The organism is Stutzerimonas kunmingensis, from assembly GCF_900114065.1.
Lineage (GTDB): Bacteria > Pseudomonadota > Gammaproteobacteria > Pseudomonadales > Pseudomonadaceae > Stutzerimonas > Stutzerimonas kunmingensis.
Genome location: NZ_FORS01000003.1, coordinates 72,951 through 87,958, shown reverse-complemented (window position 1 = coordinate 87,958; position 15,008 = coordinate 72,951). Strand labels below are relative to the sequence as shown.

Sequence of the window (15,008 nt, the reverse complement as noted above, 5' to 3'; positions counted from 1 at the left end):
CCATGCACACCCGCGAACAATCCCCCCGCCAGCGCTGGATGGCCGTGCTGGCCCGCGCCAGCGCCGCCGACCTGGCGCCTTTCGAGAGCGCCCTGCGCGACTGCGCCTACCAGCTGATCCGTCCCGCGGAAATCGGCATGACCCTGGTGCGCGGCCGCATGGGCGGCACCGGCGCGCCGTTCAACCTCGGCGAGATGAGCGTCACCCGCTGCGTGGTGCGCCTGGCCGATGGCAGCACCGGCTACAGCTACCGTGCCGGCCGCGACAAGCGCCAGGCCGAGCTCGCCGCCCTCGCCGATGCCCATCTGCAGGGCGCCCAGCAGAGCCGCTGGCTGAATGAACTGATCGAACCGCTGGCCGCCGCGCAGGCCCGACGCGCCGCGCAAAAGGCTGCCGAAACCGCCACTACCCGCGTGGAGTTCTTCACGCTGCTGCGAGGAGAAGACTGATGAATCGCGCCCCATCCGACCTGTTGCAGCCCGCCTTCGCCGACCCGGTGCTGGACGCGCAGAAGTGCTTCCGCGCCGCGCTCAAGGCCTTGTCCGAGCCGGGCACGCGGCAGCCGCTGGTCAGCGTCGCCGCCATCGAGCCGCTGCAGGCCGCCGGCTACGCGCTGTGCCTGAGCCTGCTGGATAACGACACACCGCTGTGGCTGGCGCCGGCCTTCGACACCCCGGCGATCCGCGCCAACCTGGCCTTCCACTGTGGCTGCCCGATCGTCGAGGCACGCGAGGAGGCGATGTTCGCCCTGCTCGACGCCGCCGCGCTGGACGACCTCTCCGGCTTCTACGCCGGCAGCGAGCGCTACCCGGACCAGTCCTGCACGCTGCTGATCCAGCTCGACCGTCTCGACCGCGGCCCGGCGCTGAGCTGGCAGGGCCCGGGAATCGACGGCAGCCGCCTGGTCGGCCTGCCGCTGAAACCGGCGTTCTGGCAGCAGCGCGCCGCACGCAACGACTTCCCGCGCGGGCTCGACGCGCTGTTCTGCGCCGAAGGCGAAGTGCTCGGCCTGCCGCGCAGCACCCGCATCGGCGATTCGCTGCAGGAGGTGGCCTGATGTACGTCGCGGTCAAGGGTGGCGAACAGGCCATCGACAACGCCCACGCGCTGCTGGCGAAGAAGCGCCGCGGCGACACCGCTATCGCCGAACTCGCCGTCGAACAGATTCGCCAGCAGCTGCCGCTCGCCGTGGCGCGGGTGATGAGCGAAGGCTCGCTGTATGACGAGGAACTCGCCGCGCTGGCGATCAAGCAGGCCGCCGGCGATCTGGTCGAGGCGATCTTCCTCCTGCGCGCCTACCGCACCACGCTGCCGCGCTTCGCCGAAAGCCTGCCGCTGGACACCGGCGCCATGCAGCTAAGCCGGCGCATCTCGGCGACCTTCAAGGACGTGCCCGGCGGCCAGCTGCTCGGCCCGACCTTCGACTACACCCACCGCCTGCTCGATTTCGCCCTGCTCGCCGAAGGCCAACACCCCGGCCCGCCGGTGGATGAAAACACCACGCTGAGCAACTGCCCGCGGGTACTCGGCCTGCTCGGCGAGGAAGGCCTGATGACGCCGGAAATCGACCGCGGCGAGCCGGTGCCGGACCTCACCCGCGAGCCGCTGGAGCTGCCGACGAGCCGCGCCGAACGCCTGCAGGCACTGGCGCGCGGCGACGAGGGCTTTCTGCTGGCGCTGGGCTATTCGACCCAGCGCGGCTACGGCCGCAACCACCCGTTCGCCGGCGAGATTCGCATCGGCACCGCCGAGGTCTGGATCGAGCCGCAGGAGCTGGGTTTCCCGGTCTGCCTCGGCGAGATCGAGCTGACCGAGTGCGAGATGGTCAACCAGTTCGTCGGCGAGAGCGCCGAGCAGGCGCAGTTCACCCGCGGCTACGGCCTGGCCTTCGGTTATGCCGAGCGCAAGGCGATGGGCATGGCGCTGGTCGACCGCGCGCTGCGTGCCGGCGAATACGGCGAGGAAGTGCAGGGCCCGGCGCAGCAGGAGGAATTCGTCCTGATGCACTGCGACAACGTCGAGGCTGCCGGTTTCGTCTCGCACCTGAAGTTGCCGCACTACGTCGACTTCCAGTCCGAGCTGGAGCTAATCCGCAAGCTGCGCCAGCCGCAGGCCGAGCCGACCGAAGCGCTCGCTGAAACGCCAGCGAAGGAGAAACGCGCATGAATGCCCAGGCCATTCCCGCCAGCGATGCGGGCTACAACTTCGCCTACCTCGACGAGCAGACCAAGCGCATGATCCGCCGCGCACTGCTCAAGGCGGTCGCCATACCCGGCTATCAGGTGCCCTTCGGCGGCCGCGAGATGCCGCTGCCCTATGGCTGGGGCACCGGCGGCATGCAGCTGACCGCGGCCATTCTCGGCGCCGACGACGTGCTCAAGGTGATCGACCAGGGCGCCGACGACACCACCAACGCAGTGTCGATCCGCCGCTTCTTCGCCCGCACCGCCGGGGTCGCCACCACCGAGCGCACCCCCGCGGCGACGGTGATCCAGACCCGCCACCGCATCCCGGAAACCCCGCTCGCCGCCGGGCAGATCATGGTCTATCAGGTGCCGATCCCCGAGCCGCTGCGCTTCATCGAGCCGTCGGAAACCGAGACGCGCACCATGCACGCGCTGGGCGACTACGGCGTGATGCACGTGAAGCTCTACGAAGACATCGCCACCTTCGGCCACATCGCCACCAGCTACGCCTACCCGGTGACGGTGGACGGGCGCTACGTGATGGACCCGTCGCCGATTCCCAAATTCGACAACCCCAAGCTGGACCGCAGCCCGGCGCTGATGCTGTTCGGCGCCGGCCGCGAGAAGCGCCTCTACGCCGTGCCGCCGTACACCCGCGTGGTCAGCCTGGATTTCGAGGATCACCCCTTCCAGATCCAGCAGTGGGAACAGTGCTGCGCCATCTGTGGCAGCGGCGATTCCTACCTCGACGAGCTGATCGTCGACGACGCCGGCAGCAAGCAGTTCGTCTGCTCGGATACCGACTATTGCGCGCAGCGCGCCCAGCAACAGGAGAGCCGCCCATGAGCGCCGCCGAACAACTGCTGCCCGCCACGAGCGTCGGCACCGAGCCACTGTTCGCGGTGCGCGACCTGACCCGTCTGTATGGCCCGGACAAGGGCTGCCAGGGCGTTTCCTTCGAGCTCTACCCCGGCGAAGTGCTGGGCATCGTCGGCGAGTCCGGCTCGGGCAAGTCCACCCTGCTCTCGCTGCTCTGCGGCCGCTGCCCGCCGGATCGCGGCAGCGTGCAGTACCGCGATGCTGCCGGCGACTGGCTCGACCTCTACGCCGCCAGCGAGGCCGAGCGGCGCACGCTGCTGCGCACCGAATGGGGCTTCGTCGAACAGAACCCGCGCGACGGCCTGCGCATGGGGGTTTCCGCCGGCGCCAACATCGGCGAGCGGCTGATGGCCCAGGGCGTCAGGCATTACGGCCAGCTGCGCGCCGCCGGGCTGGACTGGCTGCAACAGGTGGAGATCGACCCGGCGCGCATCGACGACCTGCCGCGGACCTTCTCCGGCGGCATGCAGCAGCGCCTGCAGATCGCCCGCAATCTGGTTTCCAGCCCGAAGCTGGTGTTCATGGACGAACCCACCGGCGGCCTCGACGTGTCGGTGCAGGCACGCCTGCTCGACCTCCTGCGCGGGCTGGTGCGCGAGCTGGACCTGGCGGTGGTGATCGTGACCCACGACCTCGCCGTGGCACGCCTCCTGGCCGACCGGCTGATGGTGATGCGCCGTTCGCGGGTGGTGGAGTCCGGTCTGACCGACCAGATTCTCGACGACCCGCAGCATCCCTATACGCAGCTGCTGGTGTCCTCGGTGCTGCAGCCATGAAGGAATCCGCCATGAACACGCTGATCGAGGTTCGTGACCTCGCCAAGACCTTCACCCTGCACCAGCAGCACGGCGTCAGCCTGCAGGTGCTGCGCGAGCTGAACTTCACCGTCGCCGCTGGCGAATGCCTGGTGCTGCACGGCCAGTCCGGCGCCGGCAAGTCGACCCTGCTGCGCACGCTGTACGGCAACTACCTGCCCGCCAGCGGCAGCATCCGTATCCGCCATGCCGGCGACTGGCTGGAGCTGGTCGGCGCCGAGCCGCGCCAGGTACTCGCCGTGCGCCGGCAGACGCTGGGCTACGTCAGCCAGTTCCTGCGGGTGATCCCACGGGTGCCGGCGCTGGAGGTGGTGATGGAACCGGCGCTGGCGCGCGGCTGGAGCCGTGCCGATGCCGAGGCGCGGGCGAAGGCCCTGCTGACCCGGCTGAACATTCCCGAACGGCTCTGGCAGCTGGCCCCCGGCACCTTTTCCGGCGGCGAGCAGCAGCGGGTCAACCTGGCGCGCGGCTTCATGGTGGGCTGGCCGGTGATGCTGCTCGACGAACCCACTGCCTCGCTGGACGAAGCCAACGCCGGCGTGGTGCTGGAACTGATCGGCGAGGCCAAGGCCGCCGGCAGCGCGCTGATCGGCATCTTCCACGACCGCGCGATCCGCGAGGCGGTTGCCGACCGTTACCTGGACATGACGCAGGAGGACCTGGCCCATGCCAGCTGAACAGATACTCAGCAACGCCCGACTGGTGCTGGCCGATCAGGTGTTCCACGGCAGCCTGCTGATCCGCGACGGCCTGATCGCCGACATCAGCGCAGGCGCCAGCAGCCTGCCGCAGGCCCAGGACCTGGGCGGCGACCTGCTGCTGCCGGGGCTGGTGGAACTGCACACCGACAACCTGGAAAAGCACATGAGCCCGCGCCCGGGCGTGGACTGGCCGTCCGCCTCGGCGGTGCTGACCCATGACGCGCAAATCGTCGCCGCCGGCATCACCACGGTGTTCGATGCGCTGTCGATCGGCGACATCAATCCCAAGGGCAAGCGCATGCAGCAGCTCGGGGTGATGCTCGAGGCCATCGCCGAGGCCGAGGCGGCCGGACAGACCCGCGCCGAACACCGCCTGCACCTGCGCTGCGAAGTCAGCCACCCGCAGTGCCTGGAGCTGTTCCGCGAGCTGGTCGAGCAGCCGCTGGTGCAGCTGGTCTCGGTGATGGACCACGCGCCGGGCCAGCGCCAGTTCGCGCGCATGGAGAAGTACCGCGAGTACTACATGGGCAAGTACCACCTGAGCCCGGCGGAGATGGATCATTTCGTCAGCGAGCAGCTGGCCAACTCGGCGCGGCACAGCAACCAGCAGCGCGCCGCCATCGTCGACATCTGCCGCAGCCGCGAACTGGCGCTGGCCAGCCACGACGATGCGACCCTGGAGCACGTTACCGAATCGGCGGACTACGGCATGGCCATCGCTGAATTCCCGACCACCTTCGAAGCCGCCGAGGCCAGCCATGCGCGCGGGCTGAAGGTACTGATGGGCGCACCGAACATCGTTCGCGGGGGCTCGCACTCGGGCAACATCGCCGCTGCCGATCTGGCCCGACGCGGCGTGCTGGACATTCTCTCCAGCGACTACTACCCGGCCAGCCTGCTGCAAGCCGCGCTGGGCCTCGCCGAGCAGGACAACGGCTACGACCTGCCGCGCGCCATCGCCACCATCAGCCTGGCGCCGGCACGCGCGGCCGGGCTGGATGATCGCGGCGAGATCGCCGTCGGGCTGCGCGCCGACCTGGTCCAGGCGCAGGTGCACAAGGGCCAGCCGGTGATCGGCCAGGTCTGGCGCCAGGGCCGGCGGGTGTTCTGATGGCGTATTTCGGCAAAGCTGACAAGGCGCCAGCGGGTAGCGCGGCTGGCTCTATACTGCCTGCCACTGCGCTGGCTTCGATGATCGGGAGTAACCCCATGCAAGGCCGTTTGATCTACCTGACCGGGCCATCCGGCGCCGGCAAGGACAGTCTGCTCGATGCCGCACGCGCAGCGCTCGCCGAACGTGGCGTGCGCATCGCCCGGCGGGTCATCACCCGCTCCGCCGAGGCCATCGGTGAAGCCGCGCATTCGGTGAGCGCCGAGCAGTTCGAACGCATGGAGGCCGAGCAGGCCTTTGCTCTCAGCTGGCGCGCCAACGGGCTGGCCTATGGCATCCCCGCCGAAATCGACGCCTGGCTGGCGGCCGGCGAGGATGTGCTGGTCAATGGCTCGCGTGGTTATCTGCCCGAGGCGCGCAGGCGCTACCCGGATCTGCTGGCGGTGCTGCTGACCGTCGAACAGGACGTGCTGCGCGAGCGCCTGCTGACCCGCGGCCGGGAGACGCCCGAGCAGATCGAGGCGCGCCTGGCGCGCAACGCGCTGTTCAGCGGCGAGCTGGACGACTACATCCGCCTGGACAATTCCGCCTCGCTGGAGCGCAGCGTCGAGCGCCTGCTGCAGCTGCTCGACGAGCACCGTCAATGCGGCTGACCCTGCTCGGCACCGGCGGCGCCGCGCAGGTGCCGGTGTACAACTGCGCCTGTCCGGCCTGCCGTGCCGCGCAGCTCGACCCGAGTCGCCGCCGCCGTGCCTGCTCGGCGCTGGTGGACTGTGGCGGCCAGCGCTGGCTGCTCGACAGCGGCCTGCCGGACCTCTGCGAGCGCTTCGCCCCGGGCAGCTTCAGCGGCATCCTGCAGACCCATTACCACGCCGATCATGCCCAGGGCCTGCTGCAACTGCGCTGGGGCACCGGGCTGCACATTCCGGTGCTCGGCCCGGACGACGCAGAGGGCCTCGCCGACCTCTACAAACACCCCGGCATCCTCGATTTCAGCGAACCATTCGCCGCCTTCGAACAACGCATGCTCGGCACGCTGCGCGTCACCGCGCTGCCACTGGTGCACTCGAAACCCACCTTCGGTTACCTGCTGGAAGGACACAGCCGCTGCATCGCCTACCTCACTGACACCGTCGGCCTGCCGGACAGCACGCGCGAACTGCTGCAGGACACCGCGCTGGACGTGCTGGTGCTGGACTGCTCGACACCACCGCGCGATACGCCACCGCGTAACCACAACGACCTGACCCGCGCATTGCAGAGCATCGAGGAGCTGCAGCCGGCGCAAGCCGTGCTGACCCATATCGGCCACGAGCTGGATGCCTGGTTCATGCAGGCGTCACGGGAACTGCCGGACAACGTATGCCTGGCATACGACGGGATGACGCTCTAGCGCTTAGGAGAGAATCCGAGCTTGCGGCTTCCATCGCCCAGCAGCGGACGAAACACCGAGCCGCCTGCTCGCAACGCGTGGAAAACGCTGCGCGGTCTTCCACCCTACCGATGGCGATGGCGATGGCGATGGGATCGTAGGGTGGATAACGCGAAGCTTATCCACCATGGGTCCGTTGCATGGCGAAACGTCGGGCAGGGCCTCCGACGCGCCATGAAGCATGGAGCGGATTCCGGGCTGACGTCGGCTCTAACGCCCCGGCTGCGGACGGAAACCCGGCACGCTGCTCGAGCGGTCGACCCGCGCAGCCGGCATGCTGCAATTGAGGTCACGGAACGGGCGGCCGTCGAGCTTCTCCCAGCCCTCGCCCGGCGAGGTCTGGCGGCAGATGATGGTGCCGTCGAGCTTGCTCTGCCATTGGTAATAGGGCGCCGGCGCGGCGCTGGCGGCGATGGGCAGGAACAGACTGAGGGCGAGCAGGAAAATGCGCATGGCGGGCTTCGGCGGTGCGATGGCGCCACTCTAACCCTTCGGCTGGCCTTGGCAAGCGCCGTCCGGCGCGCTCAGAACCAGACCCGCGCCGCCTCGCGCAGGAAGATCTCCATGGTCTTCGGCCCGACGCCCTCGAACGCCAGCAGCCGCTTCTCCACCCCGTCGCGCGTCTCACCGAGCTCACGCAGGCGACCCAGCCTGCCGTCGTACTCGGTCAGAAGCTTGTCGCCGAGCTTCAGCAGGCGCGCGGCAGTGGACTCGTCGTAACGCACGTAGCGCGCCTGGCCGAGCAGCTGGACCAACCGGCGCTGGCCACAGTCACGCAGCTTGCGCGGCGTGTCGAGCCGGTTGCGCTCCACCAGTACCCGGTAGGCCTCGGCGGCGATGTCGCGCTGGATGCGCTTGCCGAACAGGAAGCTGGCGACGAACCACTTGAACAGCTCCGCCTCGCCGCGGGTCACGTCGATGCCCAGATCCTCTGCGCCTATTTCTGCAGTCATACGGCCTCCGCGTTCACTCACTCATTCGAAGGCCCCGGCGGACAGGGGTTCGCACAGCGATGAGCGGATTTCCGCGCACCGCTCGACAGTCATAGGCGGTTTCTTGCCGACTGCCCGTCAAAGGTTGTCGGCAAGCGCCGATCCAGAGCGCTGCGGCGGACTGGCACGGCTTCTGCTAATGGCAATGTGCTCGATGCGATTCCAACGACAAGAAGAGCTACCAGCGATATCCATCCTCCGGACTCTCCGGTGTCATCGCCCCTCTGCTTGTTCGTCTGGCGCGTTCCCGAACGCGGCATCGTCTATCGTCAACATGCTGCGTCAACCAATAAAAACGAAACGGAGATCCACCATGAGACTGACCAAACGCCTGGGCCTGCTCGCTGCCGCTGCGGCCTTCACTGCCAGCACCGCGGCCGTCGCTGCGCCGACCTTCATCAACATCCTCACCGGCGGCACCAGCGGTGTGTACTACCCGATCGGCGTGGCCCTGTCGCAGCAGTACAACAAGATCGATGGCGCCAAGACTTCCGTGCAGGCCACCAAGGCTTCGGTGGAAAACCTCAACCTGCTGCAGGCCGGCCGTGGCGAACTGGCCTTCTCCCTGGGTGACTCGGTTGCCGACGCCTGGAACGGTGTCGAGGACGCCGGCTTCAAGGCTCCGCTCAAGCGCCTGCGCGCCATCGCCGGTACCTACAATAACTACATCCAGATCGTTGCCAGCGAAGAGTCCGGCATCAAGACCCTGGAAGACCTCAAGGGCAAGCGCATCTCCGTCGGCGCGCCGAAGTCCGGCACCGAGCTGAACGCGCGCGCGATCTTCAAGGCCGCCGGTCTGGACTACAAGGACATGGGCCGCGTCGAGTTCCTGCCCTACGCCGAGTCGGTCGAGCTGATCAAGAACCGCCAGCTAGACGCCACCCTGCAGTCCTCGGGCCTGGGCATGGCCGCCATCCGCGACCTGGCCAGCACCATGCCGGTAACCTTCGTCGAAATTCCGGCCGCCGTGGTCGAGAAGATCGAGAGCGACGCCTACCAGGCCGGCGTGATTCCGGCCGGCACCTACGACGGTCAGGATGCCGACGTTCCGACCGTGGCCATTACCAACATCCTGGTCAGCCACGAGAAGGTCTCCGATGAAGTGGCCTACCAGATGACCAAGCTGATGTTCGACAACCTGTCGTCCCTGGGCAACGCCCACTCCGCCGCCAAGGACATCAAGCTGGAAAACGCCACCAAGAACCTGCCGATTCCGCTGCACCCGGGTGCCGAGCGCTTCTACAAGGAAGCCGGGGTTCTCAAGTAACCCAGCGCTGACAGACGGGCGGAGCGGGCCCTGCGGCCTGCTCCAGCCCGCATCCTTGTAGCAGCAGGCTTGCCCGCGTTGCCTCGTTGGCAAGCCTGCTTCTACAGGCCCCACCTTGCAGTGAGAGAGTGATTCCCATGAGCGAAAGCCAAGGGCTGCACGCCAGCCCCAGCGAATGGCCGAGGGCGCTGTTCTACGTCGCCCTGCTGTTCTCCATCTATCAGATCGTCACCGCCGCCTTTCACCCGGTGTCCAGCCAGGTGCTGCGCGCCGGTCACGTCGGCTTCCTGTTGCTGCTGGTGTTCCTCTGCTATCCGGCTCGCGGCAACGGCAAGCCGTTCCAGCCAGTGGCCTGGCTGCTTGGCCTGGCCGGTTTCGCGACCTTTTTCTACCAGTGGTATTTCGAGGCGGACCTGATCCAGCGCTCCGGCGACATGACCACCACCGACATGGTGGTCGGCCTGACGCTGATCGTGCTGGTCTTCGAGGCCGCTCGCCGAGTGATGGGCATCGCCCTGCCGATCATCTGCGGGCTGTTCCTCGCCTACGGCCTGCTCGGCGAATACCTGCCCGGTGATCTCGCCCACCGTGGCTATTACCTGGACCAGATCGTCAACCAGCTGTCGTTCGGCACCGAAGGCCTGTACGGCACGCCGACCTACGTTTCGGCGACCTACATCTTCCTGTTCATCCTGTTCGGCTCGTTCCTCGAGCAGGCGGGGATGATCAAGCTGTTCACCGACTTCGCCATGGGCCTGTTCGGCCACAAGCTCGGCGGCCCGGCCAAGGTGTCGGTGGTGTCCTCGGCATTGATGGGCACCATCACCGGCTCCGGCGTGGCCAACGTGGTCACCACCGGCCAGTTCACCATTCCGCTGATGAAGCGCTTCGGCTATCGCCCGGCGTTCGCCGGTGGCGTCGAGGCCACCTCGTCGATGGGCAGCCAGATCATGCCGCCGGTGATGGGCGCGGTGGCCTTCATCATGGCCGAAACCATCAACGTACCCTTCGTCGAGATCGCCAAGGCCGCGCTGATTCCGGCCCTGCTGTACTTCGGCTCGGTGTTCTGGATGGTCCACCTGGAAGCCAAGCGCGCCGGCCTCAAGGGCCTGCCGAAGGACGAGTGCCCGAGTGCCTGGGCCGCAGTGAAGGAACGCTGGTACCTGCTGATTCCGCTGCTGGTGCTGGTCTGGCTGCTGTTCTCCGGACGCACACCGATGTTCGCCGGCACCATCGGCCTGGCGCTGACGGCGATCGTCATCCTCGGCTCGGCAATCATCCTCAAGGTGTCGTCGTTCGGCCTGCGAATCGCCTTCTGGATCGCCCTCGGCCTGCTCTGCGCCGGTTTCTTCCAGCTCGGCATCGGGGTGATCTTCGGCGTCATCGCGGCTCTGGTGGCCGTATGCTGGTTCATCAAGGGCGGTCGCGACACCCTGGTCATCTGCCTGCACGCGCTGGTCGAAGGTGCGCGCCATGCGGTGCCGGTGGGTATCGCCTGCGCCCTGGTCGGCGTGATCATTGGCATCGTTTCGCTGACCGGCGTGGCCTCGACCTTCGCGGGGTACATCCTCGCGGTCGGCGAGAACAACCTGTTCCTCTCGCTCATCCTGACCATGCTGACCTGCCTGGTGCTGGGCATGGGCATCCCGACCATCCCCAACTACATCATCACCAGCTCGATCGCCGCGCCCGCGCTGCTCGACCTCGGCGTGCCGCTGATCGTCTCGCACATGTTCGTCTTCTACTTCGGCATCATGGCCGACCTCACCCCGCCGGTGGCGCTGGCCTGCTTCGCCGCCGCGCCAATCGCCAAGGAGAAGGGCCTGAAGATCAGCATGTGGGCCATCCGCATCGCCATCGCAGGTTTCATCGTGCCGTTCATGGCGGTGTACAACCCGGCGCTGATGATGCAGGGCGGGGACTGGGGCGCCACGCTGTACATGCTGTTCAAGGCGGCCTTCGCCATCGGCCTGTGGGGCACGGTGTTCACCGGCTACCTGCAGCGGCCCATGGCGCTGTGGGAGAAACTGCTGGGCTTCGTCGCCGGTGCGGCGATGATCCTCGCCACACCGATGAGTGACGAGATCGGCTTCGCCCTCGGCGCGATCTTCCTCGCTCAGCACATCTGGCGCGCCCGCCGCGCCGAGCGTCTGGCGGCCGCATGATCGGTCTGTGCCTGGGGTTGGCAGGCGTGGTGTGGGCCGAAGTGCCCGCCCCCGCCTTCACCCTGGCGTGGAACCACACGATCGAGAAGATCCGCTGGGAAGAGGATTACCGCGTGACGCCGGACGGGCTGCTGCTCGGCGAAGCGCGGGTCAAGGGTTCTGGTGCCGGGATGGAAATCCCGGATGACGCCGAACTGCGCGACGGGGCCTGGCACTACCAGCGCCAGATGCCTGCGTTGCCACTCCTGCGCCTGGGGCGAACCCCCGAGGCAGGGGATTACCAACTGTGTTTTGACCAGCGTTGCCACGCGATGAGCGAATGGCTAGGCCCGCCACAAGCGGACCAGCCGGCGCTGGAAGTCTGGGGCTGTACCGTGCAAGCGGCGAGTGTCGGGAACGATTGATCGGCTCGCCGGTGATCGTTGAAGAGGGGTGTTCGCGCAAGCGGCACCCCTTTTTCTTTGGTCCTTCGATTGGTTCGAGGAAATAACTGTAGCGATGGCTGGACTGGATGGATGCAGGTTCAGATCGCATAACCATTTCCGAGCTGCTTGAAAGCATAGTTTCGCCCTGCTGGGCGACCCACTTTTTCCAGTCGCGCCTGCCCGGCCGGGAAAAAAGTAGGCAAAAACGCTTGCCCCTCCATCCGGACTGGGCGTCCCCGGTTCGCTGCGCTCGACTTCCCTCGTTCCATCGCCGCTCCGGGGGCCGGCGTACAAGGGCCATCCATGGCCCTTTATCGCGGGGACGCCTAGTCCTCTCGCGGCATCCATGCCGCTCACTCCCCTACGCAACGATTGCACTCGGCCTCCTGAAAGGGGCGAATGGTGTCGCCTGATGACCTGTGCGCAATAAAGCAAAGCAAAGCAAAGCAAAGCAAAGCAAATGATCGTACCGACTGTGCTGTGCGGGCGCGCCGTAGGGATTTTTCATGCCCGCAATGGAGAGCGCGAGGGTAAGCCCACGCGCAGAACTTGGAGCTTTGAAGCCATCAGCAACCGCCTAAACGCCGAACATCTGTTCTGTTTGTACGATCCACCAGGCGGCTCCAAACGCCCCTTCAGGAGGGTGAACGAAGCCGTCGTGGAGAGGGGCGAGCCGCAGGGATGCGGCGAGAGCCGTAAAGGGCCATGGATGGCCCTTGTACGGCGACCCTCGGAGCGGCGGCGTAGTGAACGAACCCGGAGCGAAGCGCAGGGCCGGATGCAGGGGCAAAGCGTTTTTGGTTACTTTTTCCGCGCCTGGAAAAAGTGACTCGCCCAGCAGGGCGAAATCAAGCTCCCAAGCAGCTCGCAAATAGTCCAAAAAACACAACACTCAACAGCCCAAGCGCTCCCTCCAAACGCCGCATCAACCTTTCCTTAGCCCATAAAAAAGGCGCACATCCCTTTCGGTGGTGTGCGCCAAAGCGTCCCGCTCGCACGCTATTACTTGGTCTGCATGATCAAATCCCGACGCATCAGCGTCTTGATCTTCACCAGATGGTCGTCTTCCTGAGTCTTGGCATGAACGAAGCTATCGGCGATGTTCGGATGACCGGCCGCCTGCGCCAGTTCGATCAGCAGTTCCCAAGCGGCGTTGTCCGCCAGCTCGGCCGTCAGCAGTGCGTTCATGCACTGCGCGACGTTGGTCCGCGGATCGGTCAGCACCTGCATGATGCCCATCGCCATGACCCCGGCGACATCCGCGCTGGGCGTCTGCGCGGTGGGGTCGGCACCGAGTTTTTCCATCGCCGCATGCACCAGCATCATGTGCTCGAACTCTTCGTCGCGGATGTGCTGCAGCACGCCCACCAGGTCGTTGCCCGAGTCCAGGTTGCGCGCCTTGGCGATCATCGCCTCGTACAGGCGCACGCCGTTGCGTTCGAAGGCCAGGCGCTCGCCGAGCTTGTCGATGAACACCTCGGGGCTCTTGCCCTTCATCATGTCGAAGCTGGTCTTGAGCATGCCCTTGGCCGAGCCAGGCACCGGCACGGAGCCGATGCGGTCGGCCTCTTCGTTGCGTTCGGCACGCTCGACGAGCATGCCGCGCTCATCACCCGGCACGTCCGGGTGGATGTCGTTGACGGCATCGAGCAGGCGCTTGGTGTCCTTCGGGGACATCTGCACGCCGGTGTAATTGGTACCTACTTTCGCTGCAGTAGCCATGTTCGTCTCCTCAGGAAGCCTTGCGCATCAGTTCGCCACCCGGCGCCCACTGGTAACCCGCCGAGACGATGTCCGAGGCGAGCCCTTCCGAGGCGAGGTGGTTGCGGTAATCGAGCGAGGACTGCGGCTCCTTGGCCTTGTCCACATAGACCGGGCCGGCAGTGCGCAGGTTGACCTCGGCGGCCAGCACCTGGCGGACGAAATCGCGCTGGCTCTTGAACTCGACCATCTTCGGCAGCGGGCCGGCGAGAATCTCGGCCGGGTCGCGGCGCTCGAGCTTCTTGAACCATTCGCAGGCGACGTTGAGGTGGCCCAGCTCGTAGTCGAGGAAGCGCTCCCACATGGCCTTGATCCGCGGGTTGGTCTCCTGCTCAGCGCAGCTGGCGTACATGTAGACCTCCATCGCCTCGTGCACCAGCCACTTCTCGATATGGCTTTCGCTGGGATCGGAGAGCGAGCCGTACTGGGTCACGTGCTGTTCTTCCACCGAGGCGATCTCGGCATACAGCTGGCGCGCCAGCGGGTCGGCGAACAGCGGGCCGATGTTCATGTAGTAGTCGTGGGTCTGGTATTCCGCGCCGGTGATCAGCGCCGCGTGGATCTTGGTGATCAGCGCCGCGCTTTCCTTCTCGTAGTTGTCGCGGATGTCGTTCTCCGGGTGCCGATGATGCTCGGAGGTCTTGCGGCCGGGAACGATGTCGGTATAGCCCTGCAGGATGTTGTTGGCATCCTTGCCCTCGAGGCGGTCGAGCATCGCCGAGTAGCGGTACAGGTGGTCGAAGTCTTCCAGCAGGCCGAAGCGATAGGTCTGCGCCTGGTAGGGATCGGGCTCGTTCTGCGCCACGGCCGCGGTCACCTCGATGGCGACCTGCTCGTAGGCGACGGTAGTTTCCAGTGGCGAGTGGTCGGCGCCGATCAGCCAGTTGATCATGGTCGCCTGGTGCTGCTCGGTACGCCGGATCTGCGCCAGCGGCAGGCGCAGTTCCTTGTTGAAGCGGGCGATGCCGTGGCTCAGGCGCAGGGCGTCCGTCTCGACCCCGTTCATGAGGATGATGCGGACACGGGTAAAGGCATCGTCATCGAGCTTGCTGATCGGCTTGCCGGCCATTTCCTTCCATGTGAATTTCTGCTTCTCCAGTGGCGTGCCTTTGTTGTCGAAAATTCCGGAAATGGTCTCCATGGAGCCTCCGTTGTTATGCGTGGGTATCAGGCATGGGGGATCGCCGCCGTATGAATCGGCGACCTAGTAAAGAGGACCGGAGAGCTGGAGAAAGGATTCGCACCGTTCAGCGGACAGGGGTATCGCTGCCGAT

The 15,008-nt window shown here is 66.4% G+C and carries 16 protein-coding genes; 12 read left to right on the top strand and 4 right to left on the bottom strand.

All coding sequences use genetic code 11. From position 1 onward, the window contains the following. Positions 1 to 2 precede the first annotated feature (2 nt). From phnG to phnP, 9 genes are all read left to right on the top strand, one after another. Positions 3 to 449: a phosphonate C-P lyase system protein PhnG gene (gene phnG / locus BM275_RS08515; RefSeq protein WP_041013867.1), complete on the top strand. Its 447-nt coding sequence runs from the start codon at positions 3 to 5 to the stop codon at positions 447 to 449. Further along, on the top strand, positions 449 to 1,057 hold the full coding sequence (gene phnH, locus BM275_RS08510; RefSeq protein ID WP_041013866.1) for a phosphonate C-P lyase system protein PhnH: 609 nt from the start codon (positions 449 to 451) through the stop codon (positions 1,055 to 1,057). Before phnG ends, phnH begins: the two co-directional genes overlap by 1 nt. Continuing rightward, on the top strand, positions 1,057 to 2,166 hold the full coding sequence (locus tag BM275_RS08505; RefSeq protein WP_090520661.1) for a carbon-phosphorus lyase complex subunit: 1,110 nt from the start codon (positions 1,057 to 1,059) through the stop codon (positions 2,164 to 2,166). Before phnH ends, BM275_RS08505 begins: the two co-directional genes overlap by 1 nt. Then, positions 2,163 to 3,032 (top strand): alpha-D-ribose 1-methylphosphonate 5-phosphate C-P-lyase PhnJ, encoded by an 870-nt coding sequence (locus BM275_RS08500; RefSeq protein WP_090520659.1) that lies wholly within the window; start codon positions 2,163 to 2,165, stop codon positions 3,030 to 3,032. The genes BM275_RS08505 and BM275_RS08500 overlap by 4 nt, the downstream gene beginning before the upstream one ends. After that, positions 3,029 to 3,841 carry a phosphonate C-P lyase system protein PhnK gene (gene phnK, locus BM275_RS08495; RefSeq protein ID WP_090520658.1) on the top strand — a complete coding sequence of 271 codons (813 nt, stop codon included), beginning with the start codon at positions 3,029 to 3,031 and terminating at the stop codon, positions 3,839 to 3,841. The genes BM275_RS08500 and phnK overlap by 4 nt, the downstream gene beginning before the upstream one ends. An 11-nt stretch (positions 3,842 to 3,852) precedes the next feature. Further along, a complete protein-coding gene (gene phnL / locus BM275_RS08490; RefSeq protein ID WP_090520655.1) occupies positions 3,853 to 4,557 on the top strand; it encodes a phosphonate C-P lyase system protein PhnL in 705 nt (234 codons plus the stop codon). After that, complete coding sequence (locus BM275_RS08485; RefSeq protein WP_090520652.1) at positions 4,547 to 5,692, top strand: alpha-D-ribose 1-methylphosphonate 5-triphosphate diphosphatase; 1,146 nt, start codon at positions 4,547 to 4,549, stop codon at positions 5,690 to 5,692. Before phnL ends, BM275_RS08485 begins: the two co-directional genes overlap by 11 nt. Before the next feature lie 98 nt (positions 5,693 to 5,790). Beyond that, on the top strand, positions 5,791 to 6,345 hold the full coding sequence (phnN, locus tag BM275_RS08480; RefSeq protein ID WP_014818569.1) for a phosphonate metabolism protein/1,5-bisphosphokinase (PRPP-forming) PhnN: 555 nt from the start codon (positions 5,791 to 5,793) through the stop codon (positions 6,343 to 6,345). Next, positions 6,336 to 7,085 (top strand): phosphonate metabolism protein PhnP, encoded by a 750-nt coding sequence (gene phnP / locus BM275_RS08475; RefSeq protein WP_014818568.1) that lies wholly within the window; start codon positions 6,336 to 6,338, stop codon positions 7,083 to 7,085. The genes phnN and phnP overlap by 10 nt, the downstream gene beginning before the upstream one ends. A 249-nt stretch (positions 7,086 to 7,334) precedes the next feature. On the opposite strand, the gene BM275_RS08470 is transcribed toward phnP, so the two are convergent. Further along, positions 7,335 to 7,577 carry a hypothetical protein gene (locus BM275_RS08470; RefSeq protein WP_090520650.1) on the bottom strand — a complete coding sequence of 81 codons (243 nt, stop codon included), beginning with the start codon at positions 7,575 to 7,577 and terminating at the stop codon, positions 7,335 to 7,337. 71 nt (positions 7,578 to 7,648) lie between these two features. Further along, entirely contained in the window at positions 7,649 to 8,077 is a 429-nt protein-coding gene (locus BM275_RS08465) for a DNA methylase (RefSeq protein ID WP_090520648.1), read from the bottom strand. 352 nt (positions 8,078 to 8,429) lie between these two features. Here BM275_RS08465 and BM275_RS08460 point away from each other — a divergent pair, with 352 nt between their 5' ends. The 3 genes from BM275_RS08460 (at position 8,430) to BM275_RS08450 (ending at position 11,952) form a co-directional block, all read left to right on the top strand. Beyond that, positions 8,430 to 9,383, top strand: a complete 954-nt coding sequence (locus tag BM275_RS08460) for a TAXI family TRAP transporter solute-binding subunit (RefSeq protein ID WP_014818565.1) — start codon at positions 8,430 to 8,432, stop codon at positions 9,381 to 9,383. A gap of 137 nt (positions 9,384 to 9,520) precedes the next feature. After that, the gene (locus BM275_RS08455; RefSeq protein ID WP_090520646.1) at positions 9,521 to 11,548 is read left to right on the top strand and encodes a TRAP transporter permease; all 2,028 of its coding nucleotides are present in this window, start codon (positions 9,521 to 9,523) and stop codon (positions 11,546 to 11,548) included. Then, entirely contained in the window at positions 11,545 to 11,952 is a 408-nt protein-coding gene (locus BM275_RS08450) for a DUF1850 domain-containing protein (protein ID WP_044313714.1), read from the top strand. Before BM275_RS08455 ends, BM275_RS08450 begins: the two co-directional genes overlap by 4 nt. 1,023 nt (positions 11,953 to 12,975) lie before the next feature. On the opposite strand, the gene BM275_RS08440 is transcribed toward BM275_RS08450, so the two are convergent. Then, a complete protein-coding gene (locus BM275_RS08440) occupies positions 12,976 to 13,695 on the bottom strand; it encodes a ferritin-like domain-containing protein (RefSeq protein ID WP_041013856.1) in 720 nt (239 codons plus the stop codon). 10 nt (positions 13,696 to 13,705) lie between these two features. Beyond that, positions 13,706 to 14,875 (bottom strand): hypothetical protein, encoded by a 1,170-nt coding sequence (locus BM275_RS08435; protein ID WP_041013855.1) that lies wholly within the window; start codon positions 14,873 to 14,875, stop codon positions 13,706 to 13,708. Positions 14,876 to 15,008: the final 133 nt, after the last annotated feature.